General features: G+C 69.6%; 15 protein-coding genes. 11 read left to right on the top strand and 4 right to left on the bottom strand.

All coding sequences use genetic code 11. From position 1 onward, the window contains the following. Nucleotides 1–20: 20 nt before the first annotated feature. Nucleotides 21–3,314, bottom strand: a complete 3,294-nt coding sequence (locus POL72_RS14085) for a glycosyl hydrolase 115 family protein (RefSeq protein ID WP_272095718.1) — start codon at nucleotides 3,312–3,314, stop codon at nucleotides 21–23. Between the two features lie 1,080 nt (nucleotides 3,315–4,394). Between POL72_RS14085 and POL72_RS14080 the strand changes: the two genes are divergently transcribed. Next, a complete protein-coding gene (locus tag POL72_RS14080; protein ID WP_272095717.1) occupies nucleotides 4,395–5,033 on the top strand; it encodes a hypothetical protein in 639 nt (212 codons plus the stop codon). 63 nt (nucleotides 5,034–5,096) lie between these two features. On the opposite strand, the gene POL72_RS14075 is transcribed toward POL72_RS14080, so the two are convergent. Further along, nucleotides 5,097–6,080, bottom strand: coding sequence for a phosphotransferase family protein (locus tag POL72_RS14075; RefSeq protein ID WP_272095716.1), 984 nt, complete (start codon nucleotides 6,078–6,080; stop codon nucleotides 5,097–5,099). A 239-nt stretch (nucleotides 6,081–6,319) separates the two neighbouring features. Here POL72_RS14075 and POL72_RS14070 point away from each other — a divergent pair, with 239 nt between their 5' ends. The 5 genes from POL72_RS14070 (at nucleotide 6,320) to POL72_RS14050 (ending at nucleotide 10,983) form a co-directional block, all read left to right on the top strand. Continuing rightward, the gene (locus tag POL72_RS14070) at nucleotides 6,320–7,354 is read left to right on the top strand and encodes an ABC transporter ATP-binding protein (RefSeq protein WP_272095715.1); all 1,035 of its coding nucleotides are present in this window, start codon (nucleotides 6,320–6,322) and stop codon (nucleotides 7,352–7,354) included. Then, nucleotides 7,351–8,187, top strand: coding sequence for an ABC transporter permease (locus POL72_RS14065; RefSeq protein WP_272095714.1), 837 nt, complete (start codon nucleotides 7,351–7,353; stop codon nucleotides 8,185–8,187). The genes POL72_RS14070 and POL72_RS14065 overlap by 4 nt, the downstream gene beginning before the upstream one ends. A 19-nt stretch (nucleotides 8,188–8,206) precedes the next feature. After that, on the top strand, nucleotides 8,207–9,013 hold the full coding sequence (locus tag POL72_RS14060) for an ABC transporter permease (protein WP_272095713.1): 807 nt from the start codon (nucleotides 8,207–8,209) through the stop codon (nucleotides 9,011–9,013). A 99-nt stretch (nucleotides 9,014–9,112) separates the two neighbouring features. Continuing rightward, nucleotides 9,113–10,084 carry a pseudouridine-5'-phosphate glycosidase gene (locus POL72_RS14055; protein WP_272095712.1) on the top strand — a complete coding sequence of 324 codons (972 nt, stop codon included), beginning with the start codon at nucleotides 9,113–9,115 and terminating at the stop codon, nucleotides 10,082–10,084. After that, on the top strand, nucleotides 10,081–10,983 hold the full coding sequence (locus tag POL72_RS14050) for a carbohydrate kinase family protein (protein WP_272095711.1): 903 nt from the start codon (nucleotides 10,081–10,083) through the stop codon (nucleotides 10,981–10,983). Before POL72_RS14055 ends, POL72_RS14050 begins: the two co-directional genes overlap by 4 nt. Nucleotides 10,984–10,990: 7 nt before the next feature. Here the strand turns inward: POL72_RS14050 and POL72_RS14045 are convergent, their stop codons facing one another. Continuing rightward, on the bottom strand, nucleotides 10,991–11,665 hold the full coding sequence (locus POL72_RS14045; protein ID WP_272095710.1) for a glutathione S-transferase family protein: 675 nt from the start codon (nucleotides 11,663–11,665) through the stop codon (nucleotides 10,991–10,993). 71 nt (nucleotides 11,666–11,736) lie between these two features. Here POL72_RS14045 and POL72_RS14040 point away from each other — a divergent pair, with 71 nt between their 5' ends. Beyond that, nucleotides 11,737–12,579 (top strand): helix-turn-helix domain-containing protein, encoded by an 843-nt coding sequence (locus POL72_RS14040; RefSeq protein ID WP_272095709.1) that lies wholly within the window; start codon nucleotides 11,737–11,739, stop codon nucleotides 12,577–12,579. Nucleotides 12,580–12,757: 178 nt separating this feature from the next. After that, on the top strand, nucleotides 12,758–14,155 hold the full coding sequence (locus tag POL72_RS14035) for an extracellular catalytic domain type 1 short-chain-length polyhydroxyalkanoate depolymerase (protein ID WP_272095708.1): 1,398 nt from the start codon (nucleotides 12,758–12,760) through the stop codon (nucleotides 14,153–14,155). A 125-nt stretch (nucleotides 14,156–14,280) separates the two neighbouring features. Here POL72_RS14035 and POL72_RS14030 read toward each other — a convergent pair whose 3' ends face one another. Continuing rightward, on the bottom strand, nucleotides 14,281–15,744 hold the full coding sequence (locus POL72_RS14030; protein ID WP_272095706.1) for a serine/threonine-protein kinase: 1,464 nt from the start codon (nucleotides 15,742–15,744) through the stop codon (nucleotides 14,281–14,283). Nucleotides 15,745–16,263: 519 nt separating this feature from the next. On the opposite strand from POL72_RS14030, the gene POL72_RS14025 reads away from it, so the two are divergent. The 3 genes from POL72_RS14025 (at nucleotide 16,264) to POL72_RS14015 (ending at nucleotide 20,231) form a co-directional block, all read left to right on the top strand. Beyond that, entirely contained in the window at nucleotides 16,264–17,307 is a 1,044-nt protein-coding gene (locus tag POL72_RS14025; protein WP_272095704.1) for a hypothetical protein, read from the top strand. A 228-nt stretch (nucleotides 17,308–17,535) separates the two neighbouring features. Beyond that, the gene (locus tag POL72_RS14020) at nucleotides 17,536–18,471 is read left to right on the top strand and encodes a hypothetical protein (RefSeq protein WP_272095703.1); all 936 of its coding nucleotides are present in this window, start codon (nucleotides 17,536–17,538) and stop codon (nucleotides 18,469–18,471) included. A 143-nt stretch (nucleotides 18,472–18,614) separates the two neighbouring features. Next, nucleotides 18,615–20,231: a MopE-related protein gene (locus POL72_RS14015; protein ID WP_272095702.1), complete on the top strand. Its 1,617-nt coding sequence runs from the start codon at nucleotides 18,615–18,617 to the stop codon at nucleotides 20,229–20,231. Nucleotides 20,232–20,331 lie beyond the last annotated feature (100 nt).

Here is a 20,331-nt window from a genome sequence, read left to right as displayed (position 1 = left end):
GACTGCTTGCAGACGATGGTTTACTGCTGCTCCGGCCCCTTGCCCATCCAGTAGCTCTCGGGCGGGCCCAGGAGGCTCTCCTTCACGCCACCGGCGTCCACCACGATCTTCTGGACGACCACGCCCGGGTGGACCATCCACACCTTCAGCGTGTGGTCACCCGCCGCAGCGATCGTGTGCTTGGTGCGCATGATGTTGGCGTTGTCCGAGGTGTGCCGCTCCCAGATCTTGTTGCCGTTGCCGTTGAGCTCGACGGCGTAGCTCGTGTTGACCTTCTGGACCGGGCCGTCGTCGAACGACACCGCGTACTGCAGGCCTTCTTTCCAGTTCTGGAAGTTGTTCCTGGGCGACACGTAGACATACACGTTCACCGGGCCGCTGCTCGTGAGGTGCATGTCGTACTCGAGGCGAGGCGACGCGCCGCCGGGCACCTGGGCCTCGGCCGTCACAGGGAACGGCGTCACGCCCGACCCGGTGCGCCCGATGTCCGGAAGCAGCTTCCACTCGACGTCATCCGTGCTGACCGCGCGGCTGAAGTGGTCCGCTTCCATCGAGACATAGCCGTTCGCCTCGATGAAGCGGTTCGGCTTCCACGCGACCTGCCGCGGGTCCTCGACGCGGGCGACGACCTCCACCGAGCTCCCGTCCGAGCCCGTGACCGTGATCGGGACATCGACCGGGAACGTCTGGTTCGTGGGGATCATGACCCAGTCCACCCTCACCGTCGCGCGCACCTCCTTGTCGACGATACCGTGGCTCGGATAGACGTTCAGCCACGGCGGGCAAGGCGTGTTCGCGGCCCAGCCGGAGGGGCACTCGACCGGGAGAGCGACGTCGATCGTGTACTCGAGCGGCGCGCTGCCGCGGTTGAACACCTCGATGTACTGCTCGGGCTGCGTCTGATACCGGCTGAACGTCGGCAGGACGGCTTTCGCCGTGGTCCCGTCGCCTGCCCCTTCACCCGTCCAGAAGTTGCTCGATCCGTCGATCGCCACGCCGAGCTCCGCCGCCGCGGGGACATCGATCGAGACGAGCTCGGGCCAGATGAACTCCTGGATGTTGTTGTACTGGTACTCGGGCTGCTGCCAGGACGGGTTCCCCGGCGCGCCGTAGCCGATGTGCGGCTGCGTCTGGAACCCTTCCCACTTCCCGCTGGCGAGATCGTGGTTGTAGTAGGACGCGAGCGCCAGATCGTCCTGGAGCCGCGCCTCCGCGACGGCCGCCATGTCGTTCGTGGCCGCGCGCCCCTGCGCCGCGTAGAGCTTGTTCTTGAACCCTGCCAGGCGCAGCGCATACAGGTTCGCCGTCGCCTTCACCTGGTAGAGCACGAGCTGGAAGTAGGCGTCGTGCGCCTCCTCCGGCAGGAGCCTCTCCACGAACTCCGCCTGCGACGCCAGCGCCTCCCACTCCTCCGTGACGCTCTCGAGCTCGCGGTAGTTCGTGAGGCTGAACGGGCTCGCGCCGTCGTCGTACGTGATCGCGGCCGTGTCGGGATCCGGGACATCGGTCGTGGGCGTGCTGACCATGAGATCGTAATCGACGGTGATCTTCCGGTTGGTCAGCTCCGGCTTGCGATCCGACTGCAGCAGCGAGTAGCTGTGCAGGATGTCGGCGATGATGTCCGCGTGCTCGGAGCCGAACTGCTGCTCGGTCCACCGCCGCTCCCAGTCGCCGATGCGCTCGACCGGCCAGCGATCCGGGTTCCACGCGTAGTCGAGGAAGAACTGGAGCGGCTGCTCCTCGCTCTTGAAGTCTCCGACGTTGACGACCCAGAGCCGATCCACGCCGTAGTTGTAGGCGAGGTGGAGCTGCTCCCAGACGTTGGGCAGGAGGATCGTGTCGACCCACTTGTAGTTACGGCCGCCGCCGACGTAATCGAAGTGGTAGTAGAGGCCGAAGCCGCCGGCCCGCTCCGTGCCGAGCTCCGGCAGGCGCTTCATGTTGGACCAGTTGTCGTCGCAATAGACCACCGTGACGTCGTCCGGCACGGTGATGCCGGCGTCCCAGTAACCCTGGATCTCCTTGTACAGCGTCCAGACCTGGGGGATGGTCGTCACGTCCTGCCCCGTCACGTCCGCGAGGATCTTCCGCTGGGCCGCGACGATATTCTGCATGAGCGGGATGCCGTCCGCCGGGGGCAGGCTGACGTCGCCGGGGCCGCGCATGCCGAGCGTGACGACGCCCTCGATCTTCTCGTCGACCATCCGCTGGATGCCCTTGGTCCAGTGCTTCTTCAGCGCCTCGGAGTTCACCGAGAAGCGCCACTCGCCGGTGCCGCCGTACGGATCGTTCCCTGGCTTGGTGATGGTGCCTGCCGCATCCCTCTGCGCCGCGACCACGTGGCGATTCCACTCCTCGATACCCTGCATCATCGGGGCCTCGTGCGAGGTCCCCATCACGACGCCGTACCGCGTGGCCGTCGCGTGGTTCTCCGGGTCGTCCTCGCCGAACGCACGGCCCCAGACGGCCGGCCAGATGTAGTTCGCCTTCATGCGGAGCGCGACCTCGAAGATCTTCTCCCAGTAAAGGTGGTTGAGGCCTCCGGGGAAGCCATCCGCCTTGCCCGGCCCGAACATCTTGGCCGCCCAGTTGCCCGTCGCGGGGTTCTCGTCGTTGATGAAGAACCCACGGTACTTCACCTTCGGCTCGCCCTGGGTGTGCTGCCCGGGGAGCACGAACAGCGCCTGCTTCTTCTGCGCCGGGACGTCGTCCCACCAGTACAGGGGCGATACGCCGATCTGCGAGGAGAGGTCGTACGCGCCGAAGATGGTGCCGCGCTGGTCGCTGCCGGCGATGACGAGCGCTCGGTCCACGCCCTCGATCGGCTGCTCGACGATCTGCGTGACGAACGTCTCCCACTTCCCGGTCAAGCCCGAGACATCGAGCTTATCGGCATCCACCAGCTGATCGATGAGCGCGCTCTTGCCCACCGTCCCGACGAGGACCACTTCCTTCGCCGACGCGGGGATCTCGTGGCTGACGGCGGCGGCGGTGCCGGTCACCCGCTGGATGTCCGCCGCGAGGTCGTCCACGACGCGGTTCACGCCCGCATAATCGCTCTCGCTGACGACCAGCGGAGCGACCTTGCCGCCCACGGCGAGGGCGAAGCGATCCGCTCCACCCTCGGTTGAAACGTACTTCTCCAGGGAGCCCGTCACCGGGTCGACCGGCGACACCGGCGTCTCGCCGGGCGGCCCCTGCGGCCCCGGCTCGCCGGGCGCGCCCGGATCCCCCGGCTCGCCGGGCGCGCCCGGATCCCCCGGATCCCCCTTCGCTCCATCCGACCCGCAGGCGGCCAGCGAAGCGAGCGACATGGGGAGCAGCAAGCAGAGTAGCGAGGATCCGATTCGACCCTTCCTGATGGCCATGCGTGCGTAACTCATAACGGTGTTTCCCTCGTTGATGCGGCTGACCGGCGTCGTCGACGCGCCCGCGCTGGACACGGGCCGTGACCTCCGGCGCTGAGGCCGGGCGCTCCTATGCAATCGTCCAAATCCCTGCGGCGATCCGCGCGATCGCGACCGTGATCCCGGTGATCACGAGGCGCTGCTCCGAGCGATCACGCCGCGGCGATCCCGGTGATCACCACGGCGCGACAGATGAAGCTCGGAGGCGGCGTACGCCTTCTCTGCACAAGTTGGCTGGGTGTCACCCAGGTTGCACCTCGCTGGTGTGGCCCGCGAGAATTCCCGCAGCGCGCTGATCTGATCATGCAATCGGCTCGATTTTTCGGGTCGGCATCCGTTTTCGTCGTCGCGGCGCGCGGGGGGATGCCGTCATGCATCGAGGTGGCTGTTGCATGGCGCGCGCGTCCCCTGGCTTACCGCAGCGGTGATGAGTGACAGTGGTTATGAAGTTCCGCTCGTCGATGGGGAAGAAGGCGTTGTTCTGGTAAACGATGTTTCCCTGAGCCTCTGCAACCGTCGAGAGCGACGCCGCAACGACATTCAAGACGCCAAGTTGCCGCATCAGCCACGCTGCCTCGAAGTGAACAAGGATAAGTAATGCTCGTTACAAATAGACCAAGAGAGGGGTATAGCCAGCCTGGCTCGTTCCGCCGCGATACTGCTTCGAGAACAGCGCCATTGCAAGAGGGGGCGTTCGGGCGCTCCAACGGACATTCGAGGCACGTGGGTTGCGTCATGGTGTGCCGTAGTAGTGACCCATGATGGCCATTTTGTGTCATCATGGGTCGTCGGCAAGAGCTGAAGGCGGCGCGTCCATGTCGCGGCGCTTCGGGTTGCGACGTCGACGCCCCGGCGCTGTGGGCCTGCGGATGGTTGCTGGAGCCGCGGAGCGCCACGGCGCCGCCGCGATGCCAGGACGGTGTGGCGCGCCGCTTGCTTGTGCCATGCCTGGCACAGTCGCCTCAGACTCGTCGAAAGGGCAATACCATGAAGGCACATCGCATCATCCAGGGAGCGCTCCTGCTGGCAGCGGCGCAGCTTCCTTTCGTCATCGCTTGCGCGCGCGTCGTCGAGGGCTCGGACGGCGCCGAGACCGAGGCGGAGCCGGACAGGGGCGATGACACGGATCCCGGACCGGAGTCGTCCGACACCACGTCGGGCGGCGGCGCCGAGGCGACCGATCCGGCCCTGGATCTCTTCGCTTGCGGCTTCGAGTTGAGCTGCGAGCGGGTCGTCGTGCACATCTCTGCGGTCCCGCCAGAGACGCTCCCCTGCGCGGCCAGGCTGGTGCTCGGAGGCGGCACGGGCGTCCTCGGCTCGCTGCTCACGCCTGGCCCGTACGTCGACGAGACCGAATCGCTGATCTTCGTGCTGGGCGACGGCACCGCGCTGGTGCAGACCCGCGAGAGGCACTGCGGGCGCGAAGGGATGGAGTGCGGGCCGACGCCGGTGTGGGAGCTGTCGCAACATCAGATCTGCGATCTCGTTGTCTCTCCGGACCTCGAAGCAGCGTGCGAAGCCGACACCGAGGAGTGTGCGTTCCTGCCGTGGGGTGACGTGACGAACTGCCGGGCCGTCGAGGAGCACACCTGCGAGGACGTCACGGCACTGCTCGCGGCCAGGTGATCGCGGCGGGGCGCGCCGACCGCGAGCCGCCGAGCTCGCGGGCAGCGACAGGCGGATCCTGCTTCAGAGCGGCCAGATCGTCTGTTCCAGCTCGGAGAGCGAGGAGACCTGGGACTCCCATCCTTCGAGCCTGAGCTGGAACCTGAGGTGGCTGTACCTGTGCAGCAGCGCGAGGGCCATCAGCTTGCGGCGCAGCGCTGAGCCCAGGTCGGCAGGCGGGTATCCGTAGGCGCCGAGGATGGCGCGCTGGAGGTCCGCGCTGCCGGCTGCCAGGAAGAGGCACGGGCCCAGGAGATCGTACTCGGGTGCTCCGAGGCACGCGTCCGCGAAGTCGATCATGCCGGTGACGCGCCACCTCCCGTCCGCTCGGGTCACGAGGAGGTTCTGCGGGGTGTATTCGCCGGTCAGCAGGACCGGGACCACGGAGGTCGGCAGGAGGGCGCGGGCAGACTCGAGGTAAGCCGGGATCTGCGAGGCGAGACGCTCGGGCAAGCCCATCCGCCGGTGCCGGCTCTCGCATCCGGCGATCTGGCGCTCCAGGAACGCATCCCAGCCGAGATCGATGCTCTCCAGTCCGGCGGTGGGCAGCGCGTGGGCGGCCCTCATGATCTCGCCGATGCGGGCGAGCGCCTCGGCGCGCTCCGCGCCGCTCATCGCGGGCCAGGCCTCTTCGAGCGTGCGCCCCGGGAGGCGCGATATCACGAGATAGGGCCAGCCTTCGAGCTCCCCTTGCCAGAGGAGCTCCGGCGTGGCCACGGGGACGGTCCCGTGGAAGCGCCCCAGCGAGAGGCGCTCGGCCTCGAACTGGTGCCGGAGGAAGGGAGGGAACAGCTTGATGATCTGGCCTGCGTCGTTCGAGACGACCACGTTGGTCCCGTGCGCGAAGGCGGAGAGCCCGCCCGACGAGAGCCCGTGGCGCTCGCACACGACGCGGATCGCCGGGAGAAAGGCCGGGAGGTCGGCGCGGATCCGGTCGAAGCCGGCGGGGCCGTCGAACGACGGGAACAGGGATCGATCGCCAGGGGGCGCGCTGTGATCGGGCGGCATCGAGGCGGCGGCTACCGTAACCCGCGCACGCCGGCGCGGCCATCGCGGAATCGGACCGCGCGCGCTCGTGGTGAGCTTGGGCCGCGGGCCCTGCGCGAACAGGGAGATCAAGTGGCGCGGCCCGAGCCGTCGGATAGTCCTCCGCGGGAAACATCGTCTGTATCCGGGATTGAAGGCCGGCTGCGCACGGCGAAGGCGGCGCGGGGCTCGCGGCGCTGGCCGCTCGGCCCAGGTCCAGTATGCTCCCGGCCGCCCGTGAGACCCTGGCCGCCGTCATGCCGCTGATCGTCGTCGAGGATTTGCGCAAGGCGTACCGGGTGGTCGAGCGCCGGCCGGGCGCCCTGGGAGCGCTCGCCGGGCTCGTGCGCCCGCGCTACCGCGCCGTCGACGCGCTCGCGGGCGTCTCGTTCTCGCTCGAGCGGGGCGAGCTCGTCGGGTACATCGGGCCGAACGGCGCCGGCAAGTCGACGACGGTCAAGATCCTGGCGGGCATCCTCGTGCCGGACTCGGGGCGATGCGAGGTGGCCGGCCGCGTCCCGTGGCGCGAGCGCATCGAGCACGTGCGGCGGCTCGGCGTCGTGTTCGGCCAGCGCACCCAGCTCCTGTGGGATCTGCCGGTGATCGACTCGTTCGAGCTCCTCCGGGACATCTACCGCGTGGGCGCGGCCGAGCACGCCCGCGCGCGCGACGAGCTCGTCGCGATGCTCGACCTCGGGCCGCTGCTCGACACGCCGGTGCGGCAGCTCAGCCTCGGCCAGCGCATGCGGTGCGATCTCGCGGCCGCGCTGCTCCACGCGCCCGACCTGCTCTTCCTCGACGAGCCGACGATAGGCCTCGACGCCGTCTCGAAGCTCGCTGTGCGCCGCTTCGTGCAGCGGCTCAACCGCGAGCGCGGCGTCACGGTGATCCTGACGACGCACGACATGGATGACATCGAGGCCCTCTGCTCGCGGGTCATCCTCATCGCCGGGGGGCGGGTGCTCTCGGACGGCTCGCTCGAGGCGCTGCGCGCGCAGGTCACCGCGGAGCGCTGGCTCATCGTGGACCTGGCGGACCCCGCGGCGGAGATCGCCGAGCCGCGCGCCGAGGTGATCCGCCGCGAGGGCGCCCGCGTGACGCTGCGCTTCGACCCCGCCGCGATCTCGACGGCGGAGCTGGTCGGGCGCGTCACGGCCCGCTATCCGGTGCGCGACCTCCTGGTGCAGAACCCGCCCATCGACGAGATCGTGGCGCGGCTCTACGGCGAGGGCGGCGAGGCGGGGGCGCCGCCGTGAGCGCGCCGTTCGCCGGCTTTGCGGGCAATCTTGCCGCCTGTGCCGCCGTGTTTCGGGCGCGCTGCCGCGCGCTCCTGCAGTACCGCGCCGCGGCCGCGGCCGGGTTCGGCACGCAGCTGTTCTGGGGGTTCATCAAGGTCATGGTGCTCGAGGCGTTCTACGGGAACGCCATGTCGGGCGCGCCGCCGCCGATGGCGCTCGGGCAGGCCATCACGTACACGTGGCTCGGACAGGCGTTCTTCCAGCTGCTGCCGTTCTCCACGAACCCCGATCCCGAGGTGCGCGAGCTGATCCGCACCGGCGCGGTGGGCTACGAGCTGGCGCGCCCGCTCGATCTGCACGCGCTCTGGCTCGCCCGCGCGCTCGCCGCGCGCGTCGCGCCGACGCTGCTGCGCGCGGTCCCGATGTTCGCGGTCGCGGTGCCGCTCCTCGGCATGGCGCTGCCGCCGTCGCTGGCCGCCGCGGGCGCGTGGGCGGCGGCGATGGTCGGCGCGGCGGCGCTCGTGGGCGCGTTCGCGACGGCGGTGACGTCGACGATGCTGTGGACGACGTCCGGCGACGGGATTGCGCGGATCGTGCCGTCGCTCGTGCTCGTCGCCTCCGGCATGATCGTGCCGCTGCCGCTGTTTCCGCCGTGGATGCTGCCGTGGCTCGACGCGCTGCCGTTCCGCGGCATGGTCGACGCGCCGTTCCGGCTCTACCTCGGGCACCTGCCCGCGGGCGCGCTCCCCGGCGTGCTGCTGCATCAGGCGCTGTGGACCGCCGCGTTCGTGGCGCTCGGCAGGGCGATGGTCGCGCGCGGCCTGCGCCGGCTCGTGGTGCAGGGCGGTTGACGGAGGAGGAGCAGGCGAGATGTCGCTCGACGCAACGAGGCTTTACCTGCGGCTCGCCGCCGCGTCGCTGCGGGCGCAGATGCAGTATCGCGCGTCGTTCGTGATGTGGTCTGTCGGGCAGTTCATCACGGTGGGCATCGAGCTTCTCGGGGCGTGGGCGCTGTTCGACCGGTTCGGGGCGGTCCGGGGGTGGCGCTTCGCGGAGGTGGCGCTTCTGTTCGGCCTCGTCAACGTCTCGTTCGCGCTCGCCGAGTCGTTCGGCCGCGGGTTCGACACCTTCTCCGCGATGGTGAGGTCGGGCGATTTCGACAGGCTCCTGCTGCGCCCGCGCTCCACGGCGTTCCAGGTCGCCACAGGGGAGTTCCAGTTCCTGCGCGCGGGGCGGCTCGCCGTAGGCCTCGTGATGCTCCTGTGGGCCGGGAGCGCGCTGAGCGTGGGGTGGACAGCTGCCAGGCTGGCGCTGCTCGCCGGCGCGATCGTGGGCGGCGCCTGCGTCTTTTACGGGCTCCTCGTGCTCCAGGCCACCCTGTGCTTCTGGACGATCGAGTCGCTGGAGATCATGAACGCGTTGACCTATGGCGGCACGGAGGCGGCGCAGTACCCGCTGACCCTGTACCGCGACTGGTTCCGGCGCTTCTTCACGTTCGTCGTGCCGCTCGCGTTCGTGAGCTATATCCCTGCGGGGGCGCTGCTCGATCGCCCCACGGTCCCCGCGCTGCCCGAGGCCGCGCGCTGGGCGTCGCCGCTCGTGGGGGTAGCATTCCTGCTCGTGTCGCTGCGCATCTGGCGCTTCGGGGAGCGGCGGTACCAGTCCACCGGGTCGTAGGGCGACAAATCGATTGAAACCTCCTGAACAGGGCAGAATTTGACGCTCGCGCCCGGCGCCTCTATAGGCGCCAGACCCTCGCAGCCGAAGGATCCCCGCGTGTCGGTCAAGGACCATCTCTCCATCTCTCCCGAGGTCAGGAAGGCGCTCGCTGGCGGCCGGCCGGTGGTCGCGCTGGAGTCGACCATCATCACGCACGGCATGCCGTATCCGCAGAACCTCGAGATGGTGCAGCGCGTGGAGGCGGTGATCCGCCGGAACGGCGCCGTGCCGGCGACGATCGCCATCATGGACGGCAAGCTCGAGGTGGGCGTGAAGGGGGAAGATCTCGAGCGGCTGGCCAGGGGAGGCGGCAAGGCGGCCAAGGCCTCGCGGCGCGACGTGGCGGCGCTCCTGGTCCTGGGCGGGATGGCCGGGACGACCGTGGCGACCACGATGATGGCGGCGGCCTGGGCCGGTATCCAGGTATTCGCCACCGGGGGCATCGGCGGCGTGCATCGCGGGGCGGAGACGACCTTCGACATCTCCGCCGACCTCGAGGAGCTGAGTCAGACGCAGGTGGCGGTGGTCTGCGCGGGGGCCAAGTCGATCCTCGACATTCCCAAGACGCTGGAGACGCTGGAGACCCAGGGCGTTCCGGTCCTGGGTTACAAGACCGAGGATTTCCCGGCCTTCTGGGCGCGGCAGAGCGGGCAGAAGGTGGACCACAGGATCGAGAGCGCCGAGGAAGCGGCCAGGGTCATCGCGCTGCAGTTCGAGCTCGGCATGGGCGGGGTCCTGGTGGCCAACCCGATCCCCGAGAGCCATGCCATGGACGCCAGGGCGATCGAGGCGCGGATCGAGGAGGCGATCCGGTGCGCCGAGGCAGAGGGGGTGAGCCGGAAGGACCTGACGCCGTTCCTCTTGAAGCGCATCTTCGAGCTCACCGAGGGCAAGAGCCTCATCGCGAACATCGCGCTGGTCGAGAACAACGCGGCGGTGGCGGCGGAGATCGCGGTGGCGATGAGCGAGCTCGGGGCCAAGTCGAAGTCGAAAGCGAAGTCGAAATCAAAGTCGAAGGCCAAGGCATGAGCGAGGCCGGCCGCGTGCTCGTGGTCGGCGACGTGATGACGGACGTGATCGTCCGCCCCGAGGGGCCGCTGGTGCGCGGCTCGGACCGGCGCGCCAAGATCGAGAGCCGCCCCGGAGGCTCGGGGGCCAACCAGGCGGTGTGGCTCGGCTCGATGGGAGCGAAGGTGTCGTTCGTCGCCCGGGTCGGAGCCAGGGACAAGACGCATCTCGAAGCCTATTTCAGGAGCTTCCATGTCGACCCGATCCTCGTGGCCGACCCGCAGAGTCCGTCGGGCGTGCTGGTCGTCCTCGTCGACGCCGACGGGGAGCGGAGCTTCCTCACCGACCGTGGGGCGAACCTCGCGCTCGAGCCTTCGGACATGCCGGTGGGGCTCCTTGGCGAGACGCGGCTGGTGCTCCTCTCGGGGTATTCGCTCTTTGCCGAAGGGCCTCGGCGGGCAGCGCTGCGGCTCGCCGAAGAGGCGCGGCGCCGCGGCGTCCCGATCGCCCTCGACGCCGCGTCCGTGGGCTTCCTCCGGGAGGTGGGGGTCGGGAGCTTCCTTGAGTGGACACGAGGGATGTCGACGCTGCTCGCCAATGCCGACGAGGCAGAGGCGCTCTCGGGCGCGGGTGACCTCACAGCGCAGATGATCGCGCTGGGCGCCTATTTCGAGCGGGTGATCATCAAGCGTGGCGCGCGGGGCGCGGCGGTGGGCGGACGGCAGGGCGTGCGCCTCGACGAGCCGGCGCCTCAGGTCGAGGTGGTGGACACGACCGGGGCCGGCGATGCGTTCGCGGCCGGGTTCATCACCGCGGAGCTCCTGGGCGCGCGCGAGGCGGAGTGCCTGCGGCGCGGGATCGAGGCGGGATCGAGGGCGGTGAAGCAGCTGGGTGGGCAGCCGGAGCAGACGGCGTGCTGAGCGGCGATCAGCTCGCCCGCGCCTCCGCTGCGGCCGCGGCCTCGAGCGCCGCGGCGAGCTCTGCGTCCTTCGCCGCGATCCGCGCGAACGCCGGCCGGCTGCACACCCGCGCGACGTAGTCCGTCACCTCCGGCAGCTCGGGCACGAGCTTGAACTTCACCATCCACTCCAGCGCCTTGCCCCAGAGGACGTCGGCCGCCGAGAATCGATCGCCGAGCAGATATGGCCCCTTCCGGAGCGCCTCCGCCACCACGCCGAACATCGTATCGAAATCTCCGTACGGAGACGTCGCGGCCGGGGCCGGATCGCGCTTCATCGCCCGATCGACGATGGCCGGCTCGAAGCACGAGCCGTAGTACGCGATCCACCGGAGGTACGGCCCGCGCAGCGGATCCCCGATGGCCGGGGTCAGGCCGGCCTCCGGGAACAGATCGGCGAGGTAAATGACGATCGCGACCTGCTCGGTGACGAGCGCGCCGTCGTGCAGGATCGCGGGCACCTTCCCGAGCGGGTTCACGGCGAGGTAAGGGGCCTTCCGCTGCTCGCCGGCCTTCATGTTCAGCACGCGGAGCTCGTGGGGCGCGCCCAGCTCCTCGAGCAGGATGCGCGTGCCCGCCGAGCGCGAGTTCGGGGAATGGAACAAGACGAGGTTGCCCCTCGGGGTCGTGGTCGAATCAGCCATGTTGCTGCCTCCGGGGCGGACGCTACTGCCACGGCCAGGGCCGGTATTGTAAAAGAGCGCCACGCGCGATCATGAGCCGGACCATCACCCCCGAGGACCCCACCCGCGGCATCTTGAACCCGGCCGCCGGTCTCCAGCGCTTCGAGCTGCACCGCCAGGCGCCCGCGCCGGACCTGGCCAGGCTCGTCGACTGGCACTGGGTCGTCCGCTGGTCGCTCGCCGCTCCTTTCGAGCAGGAGGTCTTGCCGCACCCCTGCGTCAACCTGGCCATCGAGGCGCCGGGCTCGGCGGTGCACGGCATCGGGACCCGGCGCGAGGTCGTCCGGCTCGAGGGCACGGGGCGCGTCGTCGCGACGAAGTTCAAGCCAGGCGGCTTCTTCCCGTTCGCGCCCCTCCCCATGCGCCGGCTGGTCGACCGCGTCGTCCCCCTCGCCGAGATCTTCGGCGGCGCGGCCGGGCCGCTCGAGCGCGCCGCGCTCGACCAGCCGGACGACGGCGTCGCGATCCGCGCCGTGGAGGAGCTCCTGCGCGCGCGCAAGGGCCCGGAGGACGCCGGGCTCGGCGAGGCGATGGCGCTCGCCGTCCGCGCGCAGGAAGATCGCGACATCCACCGCGCCGAGCATCTCGCCCGGGTCGCGGGTGTCTCGGTGCGCACGCTGCACCGCGCGTTCGAGCGGTACATCGGCGTCGGACCCAAGTGGATCATCCGGCGGTCGCGCGTCCACGAGGCCGCGGAGCGCGTGGCCACGGGCGCGCCCGTCGCGTGGGCGGCGCTCGCGCAGGAGCTCGGGTATCATGATCAAGCGCACCTGATCCGGGAATTCAAGGCCCAGGTCGGCTTCACACCGGCCGTCTATGCAGAGCGGTGCGCGGCAGCGAGGTCGAAAGGCGGCCCGCCCGGCGTGAAGGGGTGAGCTGCGGGTTTACGGCCATCCACAGCGCAAGAAGGCATCCATGATGCGCAAGGTCTTGGTTCAATTTTCTTCAGCTGGAAGAACCCGACGCGGCTTGCGTCAAAGTTCCTCTATCGATAGCATCCACGCGCCAATCGCGCGCCGTCGTCGGCGACGCCAGCTTTAGAGGTCATCGAACATGCGTCGATTTCAGAATCGCGTTTTCGTGGTCGCGTCGTTCTCTTTGGGGCTGTTCGCGGCCATGCCGGTGTACGCGGCGTCAGTGCAGGCGGTGAGCCGGGCGACGTGGGGAGCGAACGGCGTCCCGAGCTACGTCAACATGAACATCTACGTGCCGGACAAGCTGGCCGAGAACCCGCCCATCGTGGTGGGCTGCCACTCTTGCAGCACGCCGGTGAGCTCGTTCTTCAACAGCATCTCGGGTGTCAAAGCGGGCGCCGACAAGAACGGCTTCATCATCATCCTTCCGGAGGCCACCGGCCGGAACTGCTGGGATGTGGGCACAACGAAATCCCTGACCCACGACGGCGGAGGCGACACGCAGGCCGTCGCTCAGATGGTGAAGTACGCGCTCGAGAAGTACAAAGGCGACCCGAAGCGGGTCTACGTGATGGGCGGCTCATCCGGCGCGATGATGACGCAAGCCATGCTGGCGGTGTACCCGGACATCTTCCGGGCCGGCGCGGCGAGGGCGGGGGTGGCAGCCGGGTGCTGGGCGGACGGCTTCGACGCGGGCCAGCAATGGAGCAACAACTGCGCGGGGGGCAGGACGAGCAAGTCGGCGCAGCAATGGGGAGACCTGGTCCGCGGGATGTATCCTGGGTATACGGGACATCGCCCCCGCCTCCAGATCTTCCACGGCACGGCGGACGCGACGATCAACTACAAGAACCAGGCCGAGGCGATCAAGGAATGGACGAACGTCCTCGAGCTGAGCGAGACCCCGACCTCGACCGACATGATCACATCGGGCGGGACCACCTATGATCGCCAGTTCTGGAAGAACGAGTGTAACCAGACGGTGTTCGAGGCCTGGTCAGGAAGAAACGGCGCGCACTCCATGGCGTACGAGGCCGACGCCATCCTCGCGTTCTTCGGTCTCGACAAGGCCGGTGGCGCCGATCCGGAGACCGATTGTTCCGAGGCTGCCGGCAGCGGCGGCACGGGTGGCTCGGGCGACGGCTCCGGGGGTGACCAGAACGTCGGCGGCGCCGGGCCTGCTGCGGGGAGCGGTGGCGCCTCGGGGGACGGCGGAGGCGTGGGCGAGGGGGTGACCGTCGGCTCTGGCGGGCAGCCCGCCGGCGGCGGCGAAGTCACCACGACGGGCGGCAGCGACCCGAGCGGAACGAGCGGCACGAGCGGCACGAGCGGCACGAGCGGCGCTGCTGACAGCGCCACCTCCGGTGTGGGCTCGGATTCTGCAGGTGAATCGGGTGAGACAGGCGGGTGCGCGGTCGTCGCCGGCGATTCCAGGCCGAAGAGCTCGTACGCAGCGGTCGTCGCCATGGGCCTTGCGCTGTTGATGCTTCGTCGCCGGCATCGAAACGCCGGGCGCTGGCACGTGTCTTGTCGGTGAGCAGAAGTAACCCTCGATTTGTCGAGAGGATTCACGGGGAGACGGGGAGTGAAATCCCACAAATCTCCCCGTCTCCCCGCCTCCCTGTTCAATTTTTCATAAAATGCCAACAAGGCATCTCCGCGCTAGAAGGGCACCTCCGGAATCGGTGCGCGGTCGAGCCCCGGCGTAGTCGTCGGCGGGATTGGCGGCCTCCTGGAAGCGGCGGGGACACCCGTGTGCGGCGGCCTGGGCGTGGCGCTCGACGGCGGCCGTGCTGCCGTGGTGGACGTCGAGGGCGCCGCGGTCTCGCCGGCGGCGTCCGCTGCCGAGCCCGTCGCTTCCGCAGCGGGCACCGCGGGCGTCACGCTCTCCAGCGGCTCCGAGGAGCGCCCGACCTCTGCCGACACGCTGGCGGCGACCTCCGCTGACGCCGGCGCGCCGGCCGAGGCGACCTTCGCGCCCACTCCGTCCCCGCCGCTCGCTCCGCCCCCACCCACCGCGATGGTGACGCCGGCGCCGAGCAGCATCGTCATCGCGATGCCGGCCACCAGCATCGCGCGCTGAGGCCGCTGCTGTCCGGCCTCCTGCGCCGTCGATCCGGCGATGGTCAGGGTGCCGGGGCCCGCCGAGCGGGGCGCGGATGCTGGCTCGTCGAGCTGGGCGGCGTCGAGCGCTATCGTCCCGCTGAGCCTCGGCCGAGCGGTGCTCGGCACGCCGGAGCACGGGGATTGCAGATCCGGAATCGATGGCGACGCCGTGCCCGCGATACGGCGGAGCTCGCTCATCATCTCTCCGATCGACTGGAAGCGCTCCGCCCGCTCGCGGGCCAGCGCCCGCGCGAAGAAGGCATCGATCTCCGGCGGCAGGTCGGGCGCGATCAGGGACGCGCTGGGCACTGGACCGACCAGGATGTTGGCGATCACGGCGCCGAGCTGGGCCCCCTGAAAGGGCAGCTCGCCGGTGACGCCATAGAAGAGGATGACCCCGAGCGACCAGAGATCGCTGCGCTGGTCGATGTCCTTTTCGCCCCGGACCTGCTCCGGGCTCATGTAGTGGGGCGAGCCGAGCAGCTCCCCGGTGCGGGTCACCTCTTCCGTCAGCACCGCGCCCGTCTCCTTGACGATGCCGAAGTCGAGGATCTTGACGACCTCGTCCTGCTCTCCCTCCACACGCACGAGGAACAGATTGGCAGGCTTGAGATCGCGGTGGACGAGGCCGGCGTCGTGCGCGCGACGGATGGCCTTGCCGGCCTGCAGGAGGATCAGGGTGGCGTCCACGAGAGAGAGCCGGCCGACGCGCTCGAGACGCGTGCCCAGGTCCTCACCCTGAAGCAGCTCCATCACGAGGTACGGAGTGTCGTCGTCGACGCCAAAGTCTTGGACGTAGACGACGTGTGGGCTCTGAAGGCTCGCTGCGATCCTGGCTTCACGCTCGAAGCGAGCGAGGAACGTCGACGACGCAGCATAGGTCGGGTCCATGAACTTGACCGCGACGAGAGAGCCCAAGTTGACGTGTCGCGCCACCCACACCGAGCCCATCCCGCCGTGCGAGAGAGGTCGCTCAAGACGATACTTCCCACCTACGACGGAATCCGGAGCGAACTGCATGGTGATGGCTTCCTCCTGATAGCCGAGGGGAGGCGAGGGGAGCGTACAGGATAGGAAAGCCGCCGGCCACGATGAGCCGGGAGATGTTAGATGGATTGTCCTTCTGTGCGCCACGTTCCGGGCGCCTCGGGCTCGATACGGCCACGAGATGGCTCCCCGGAGCGCCGTGACAGGCGCGGTCCGACGCGGGCGTCGACAGCGCCGTCGCGGGCGTCGGCAGCGCCGTCGGTGAGTGAAGTTCCTGACAGCAGCGGTGTCCGGCGAGGGGGATGCGCTCGCGAGCACGGCGAGCACGGACGCCGCGCGGGCCGACGCTGCGCGCTGGTGGCGCGCAGGTGGCCGCCGGCGCACCGGGGCCCCGCTTGCGCAGCGCAGCACGCCGGGCATCCGCGGCGGTCCGCCGGAGCCCGCGCCGCCAGAAACCATGGCGCCCCCACATCCAGACCCCCGCGCGGCAGCACGAGACCGCCTGCGAGATCTATTGCGATCTCCTTGCCTCCGTCTAGAATCCACACTGCAATGAACAAATTATTTTGCAATTCAACTATCATCGTTGCTGGTCTCTCCCTCGCTCTCGGCGTGCTGGCCTGCGGAGAAGACGACAGCCCGGCAGACGGGAGTGGGACGGGCGGGGGCGGCGGGGCGACCAGCGGGTCGGGCGGCGGGGCGACCACGGGGTCCGGCGGCGGGGCGACCAGCGGGTCGGGCGGCGGGGCGACCAGCGGGTCGGGCGGCGCGTCGACGTCGACGTCGGCGTCGAGCGGCGGGGTGACGACGGCGTCGGGCGGCGATCCCAATCCCGATCCCGCGAACGCGCGGACATTCGACCACCGGCACGCGAGCCTGGACGGCATCCCGGCGAGCTGCACCGAGGCGCTCACGTCGGGGGATTTCGTCTTCCATTACGCCCACCGCTCGCACGGCTTCCAGATCATCGTCGGCGCCGAGAGCCTCGAGGCGAAGACGCCTACCTACGCCTTCGAGACGGAGTATTGCGACGTCCCGCAGCAGGAAGGCGCCTTCCTGATGTGGGACGGGATGATCGACACCAACCTCATCCCGGGCGAGGAGTACTGGGCGACCGAGGCCGGGATCAACGACGTGCGCACCATCCTCGGCGCGCACCCGGAGATCCGGTACTCGATGTGGGCGTGGTCCTCGGAGATCTCCGAGCAGACCGAGGCGGACGTGCAGCGGTACCTCGACGTGCTCGACGCGCTCGGCGAGGAGTTCCCGGAGGTGACCTTCATCTACATGACGGGGCCCGGCGACGAGGAATACAACGGCGTGAACCGCACGGAGCGCAACCAGCAGATCCGCGATTTCTGCCGGGATCACGGGAAGATCCTCTATGACTTCGAGGACCTCGACGTCTACGCGGACGGCGAGCGACACACGACGACGGTGGGCGGCGTCGAGATCCCGATGCAGCACCCGCGTTACGACGTGGAGACGTCCGGCAACACGGAATACGAGCACACCCACACGACCCAGGGCGCCTGCGAGAACAAGGCCCTGGCCTTCTGGCGCATGATGGCCGAGCTCGAGGGGTGCGCGCAGTAGCCCCCGAGGTCGGCGGGCGCGCGGGCTGGCGCTCGGCCGCGGCGACGCCGCGAGCCGCTGTCTTTCCTGTCGGTTAAGTCCCGGTTTCCGGCGGAGGACTCCGCCGGATCGCGTCGCTCACGGCTTGCGGGCCGCCTTGCGCCCATGCTACTCGGCTGTCGCACGGGCATGCTCCCCCGCGCGCATCCAGCGCAGGGGCGCCGCCTGGCAGCCGATCGGAGGCGGGCCATGGAAAGCGCGATACCGCTCGGGAAAAAGCAGATCATCGACGGCCAGCTGCGGGTCTACTACTACGGTTACTGGATCAAGGCCTACGAGGCGCCGGCCGACACGCTGCTCGCGAAGAAGCGGCTCATCGAGGCGCTGACGCGGCGCCTGTTCAACCACGTCGAGCACGGCATCAACGTCCCAGGAAGACGGCTGGACGAGGCGCGGCTCGCCTTCGAGTCGGAGGCCGATCCGCAGCGGAAGCGCGTCAAGGCCGCCATGCTCGCGGGCGCGATCTTCAATCGAGCGGCGGATATCTTCACCAAGCTCGTCGAGATCCAGGAGCTCGGCGTCACCATCGAGCCCGACAACGCCCTGATGCGTGAGTGCGGAGAGCACCTCCTCGAGGCCCTGACACTCGGGAAGATGGTGCTCCACCGCAGCGGCGAGGAGGGGCTCGACGAGCTCTGGGGCGAGCCCTTCAAGGCGTTCTCGTTCCCCATCGAGGCGTTCTACAACAGCCGGTATGTCAAGATCGCCCAGAGCATGAGGGCGATCGACGGCATTCGCGACGCGATGATCGCCACCTTCGCGGGCGCGCCGATGTTCGCCGGGCTCGACCGCCTGGCCCGCGAGTTCGCGCACGCGGCCAAGATCAAGTGCGAGACGCTGCGCACCGACGACGACATCTTCGAGGTCTGGACGTCGTTCGTCGTGTCGGCGGAGAAGCTCGCCGCCTTCCGGCCGCTGCTCGGCGAGGACGCCTCGCCCCACGAGCGGGAGCAGGCGGCCCAGGGCGTCGAGCTGATCGTCCGTGGCAAGAACGTGATCTCGTACATCACACGCGCGCGCGTGCCGATGCCCAAGACCACGAGCGAGCTCCTCGAGCGGTACGAGCGCTATCGCGTCACGTACGGAGCCGCGCCCGCGTCAGGGCCCGCGCGCAGCGTCGCCTGAGCGGACCGCCGCGAGCGCAGAGGCTTTCACGCTCATGAGCGTCAGCGGAGCGGTGTTGTAGGCGGGCGCCCGACATCTCGCCTGTCTGCTGTCACGGAATGTTTCCGTTGACGCTGGGGCGCGCGTCTCTGTATCACCAGGTGATGAAACGCGCTTTGATCCTTTCGGGAGCGCTCTTTATCGGCCTCTCGTCGCTCCCCGCGAGCGCGCTCGTCACGCAGCCGAACGGCAGCGTCATGCCCCGGGACTCGAGGAACAACGAGGTCCAGCTCTACACCCTGTTCGCCAACCGGGGAGAGGGGCTCGACTACCAGGCCGATGGGAACACCGAGCCGTCGACGTTCTCGCCGCTCTGCGGCTTCACGGCGGAGCTGGTGCTCAGGCAGACAGGGTCTCGCCTCGGGGTCGGCTGGTACAACGTCGACCCCGCTGCCACGGCGCCGCCGGCGAGCGGCGACATCCACGAGATCGTCCCCGCCGGCTCCGTCGTTGGCACCGTCATCACCGCCGCGGATATCCGGAGCGATCTCGCCTATGCGGGCGGGCAGATCGGCTTCGCCCTCATCGGCGCGCAGACCCACTACTCCGAGCAGCGGTGGAATCAGGTGTGCACGGGCTGTACCACGCCCGGGCCCTGGGTCACCGCCGTCATCTACGCTTCGACGGTGACGCCGAACGCGTTCTACGTCGCGTTCGAGGATGGTAACGTCGGCCCGAACCCTGGCGACTTCAACAACGATGGCGACTACAACGATTATGTCTACTTCTTCAGCGGCCTCACCTGCACCGGCGGCGGCGAGCCGTGCGACACCGGGCTGCCCGGCGTGTGCGCGCCAGGGGTGACCCAGTGCGCGGCGGGTGGGCTCACCTGCCAGGGGCTCGTGCCGTCGTCCCAGGAGACCTGCGATGGGCTCGACAACGACTGCAACGGCGCCACCGACGAAGGCGAGCTCTGCCCGCCGGATCACGTCTGCGACCGGGGCGTGTGCGTGCAGGCGTGCGGCAGGGGCGAGTTCGTGTGCCCCTCGGACAAGGCATGTAATGCCGCGGGGTTCTGTGTCGAGCCTGCCTGCGCCGAGGTCGCCTGCGACGCGGGCGAGGTGTGCGTCGGCGGGCGGTGCCGCGCGCCTTGTGATGGAGTGCAGTGCCCCTTCCCGACGGTGTGCCGGGTCGGGGTGTGCGTCGACCCGTGCAGCACCGTGACTTGCGAGGAGGGCACGGTCTGCGACGGCGGCGTGTGCAAGCCGGAGTGCCCGTGCACGCCGTGCCCGAGCGGGCGCGCGTGCGAGGAGGCGAGCGGGCTTTGCAGAGAGTCGGCCTGCGTCGGCGTCGAGTGCCCGCCTGGCCAGCGCTGCGACGCGGGTGCGTGCGTGGACTCGTGCGCTGGAGCGGTGTGCCCGAGCGGGCAGACCTGCACCGGCGGCGCCTGCGTGGAGGACACGAGCACGACGGCGGCCAGCGGGACCGGCGGCTCGACGGGCGCGGGCCTGGACTCCGGCGCGGGTGGCGGCCTCACGGATCCGGCCGGCAGCGGCGCCACGGGCGGCAGCGGCGGTGTCGGCGGCGGCTCGGGCGGCGGCGGCTCGGGCGGGGCCGCCGCGGGCGGCTCCGGCGCGGACAGCGGCTGCGGCTGCACCGTGGCCGGCGCGCGCGGCTCGCTCGGGGCGTCGCTCGCGGCGATCGCGCTGGCGCTGGCCGGCGCGGCTCGCCGGCGGCAGCGCGGCGGCGCTTCCGCGAAGGGCCGGGCGCCTCGGGGATAAGCAGGGGCATGACAGCGCCGTGACCGCTCCTCTCCGGCGAGCGGTCATGGCATAGTCCGTTCATGAGACATGAGCTCCTTGGCTCCTTGCTGTGCGGACT

This window comes from Sorangium aterium, assembly GCF_028368935.1.
Classification (GTDB): domain Bacteria; phylum Myxococcota_A; class Polyangia; order Polyangiales; family Polyangiaceae; genus Sorangium; species Sorangium atrum.
Note: the sequence above shows the minus strand (reverse complement) of the source record. Positions and strands in the feature narration are given on the sequence as shown.

Excerpts from the sequence above, each read along its gene's own strand:
- POL72_RS14085 (WP_272095718.1), bottom strand. The coding sequence starts at position 3,314 with ATGTCGCTCGCTTCGCTGGCCGCCTGCGGGTCGGATGGAGCGAAGGGG.
- POL72_RS14080 (WP_272095717.1), top strand. The coding sequence starts at position 4,395 with ATGAAGGCACATCGCATCATCCAGGGAGCGCTCCTGCTGGCAGCGGCG.
- POL72_RS14075 (WP_272095716.1), bottom strand. The coding sequence starts at position 6,080 with ATGCCGCCCGATCACAGCGCGCCCCCTGGCGATCGATCCCTGTTCCCG.
- POL72_RS14070 (WP_272095715.1), top strand. The coding sequence starts at position 6,320 with ATGCTCCCGGCCGCCCGTGAGACCCTGGCCGCCGTCATGCCGCTGATC.
- POL72_RS14060 (WP_272095713.1), top strand. The coding sequence starts at position 8,207 with ATGTCGCTCGACGCAACGAGGCTTTACCTGCGGCTCGCCGCCGCGTCG.
- POL72_RS14050 (WP_272095711.1), top strand. The coding sequence starts at position 10,081 with ATGAGCGAGGCCGGCCGCGTGCTCGTGGTCGGCGACGTGATGACGGAC.
- POL72_RS14045 (WP_272095710.1), bottom strand. The coding sequence starts at position 11,665 with ATGGCTGATTCGACCACGACCCCGAGGGGCAACCTCGTCTTGTTCCAT.
- POL72_RS14040 (WP_272095709.1), top strand. The coding sequence starts at position 11,737 with ATGAGCCGGACCATCACCCCCGAGGACCCCACCCGCGGCATCTTGAAC.
- POL72_RS14035 (WP_272095708.1), top strand. The coding sequence starts at position 12,758 with ATGCGTCGATTTCAGAATCGCGTTTTCGTGGTCGCGTCGTTCTCTTTG.
- POL72_RS14030 (WP_272095706.1), bottom strand. The coding sequence starts at position 15,744 with ATGCAGTTCGCTCCGGATTCCGTCGTAGGTGGGAAGTATCGTCTTGAG.
- POL72_RS14025 (WP_272095704.1), top strand. The coding sequence starts at position 16,264 with ATGAACAAATTATTTTGCAATTCAACTATCATCGTTGCTGGTCTCTCC.
- POL72_RS14020 (WP_272095703.1), top strand. The coding sequence starts at position 17,536 with ATGGAAAGCGCGATACCGCTCGGGAAAAAGCAGATCATCGACGGCCAG.
- POL72_RS14015 (WP_272095702.1), top strand. The coding sequence starts at position 18,615 with ATGAAACGCGCTTTGATCCTTTCGGGAGCGCTCTTTATCGGCCTCTCG.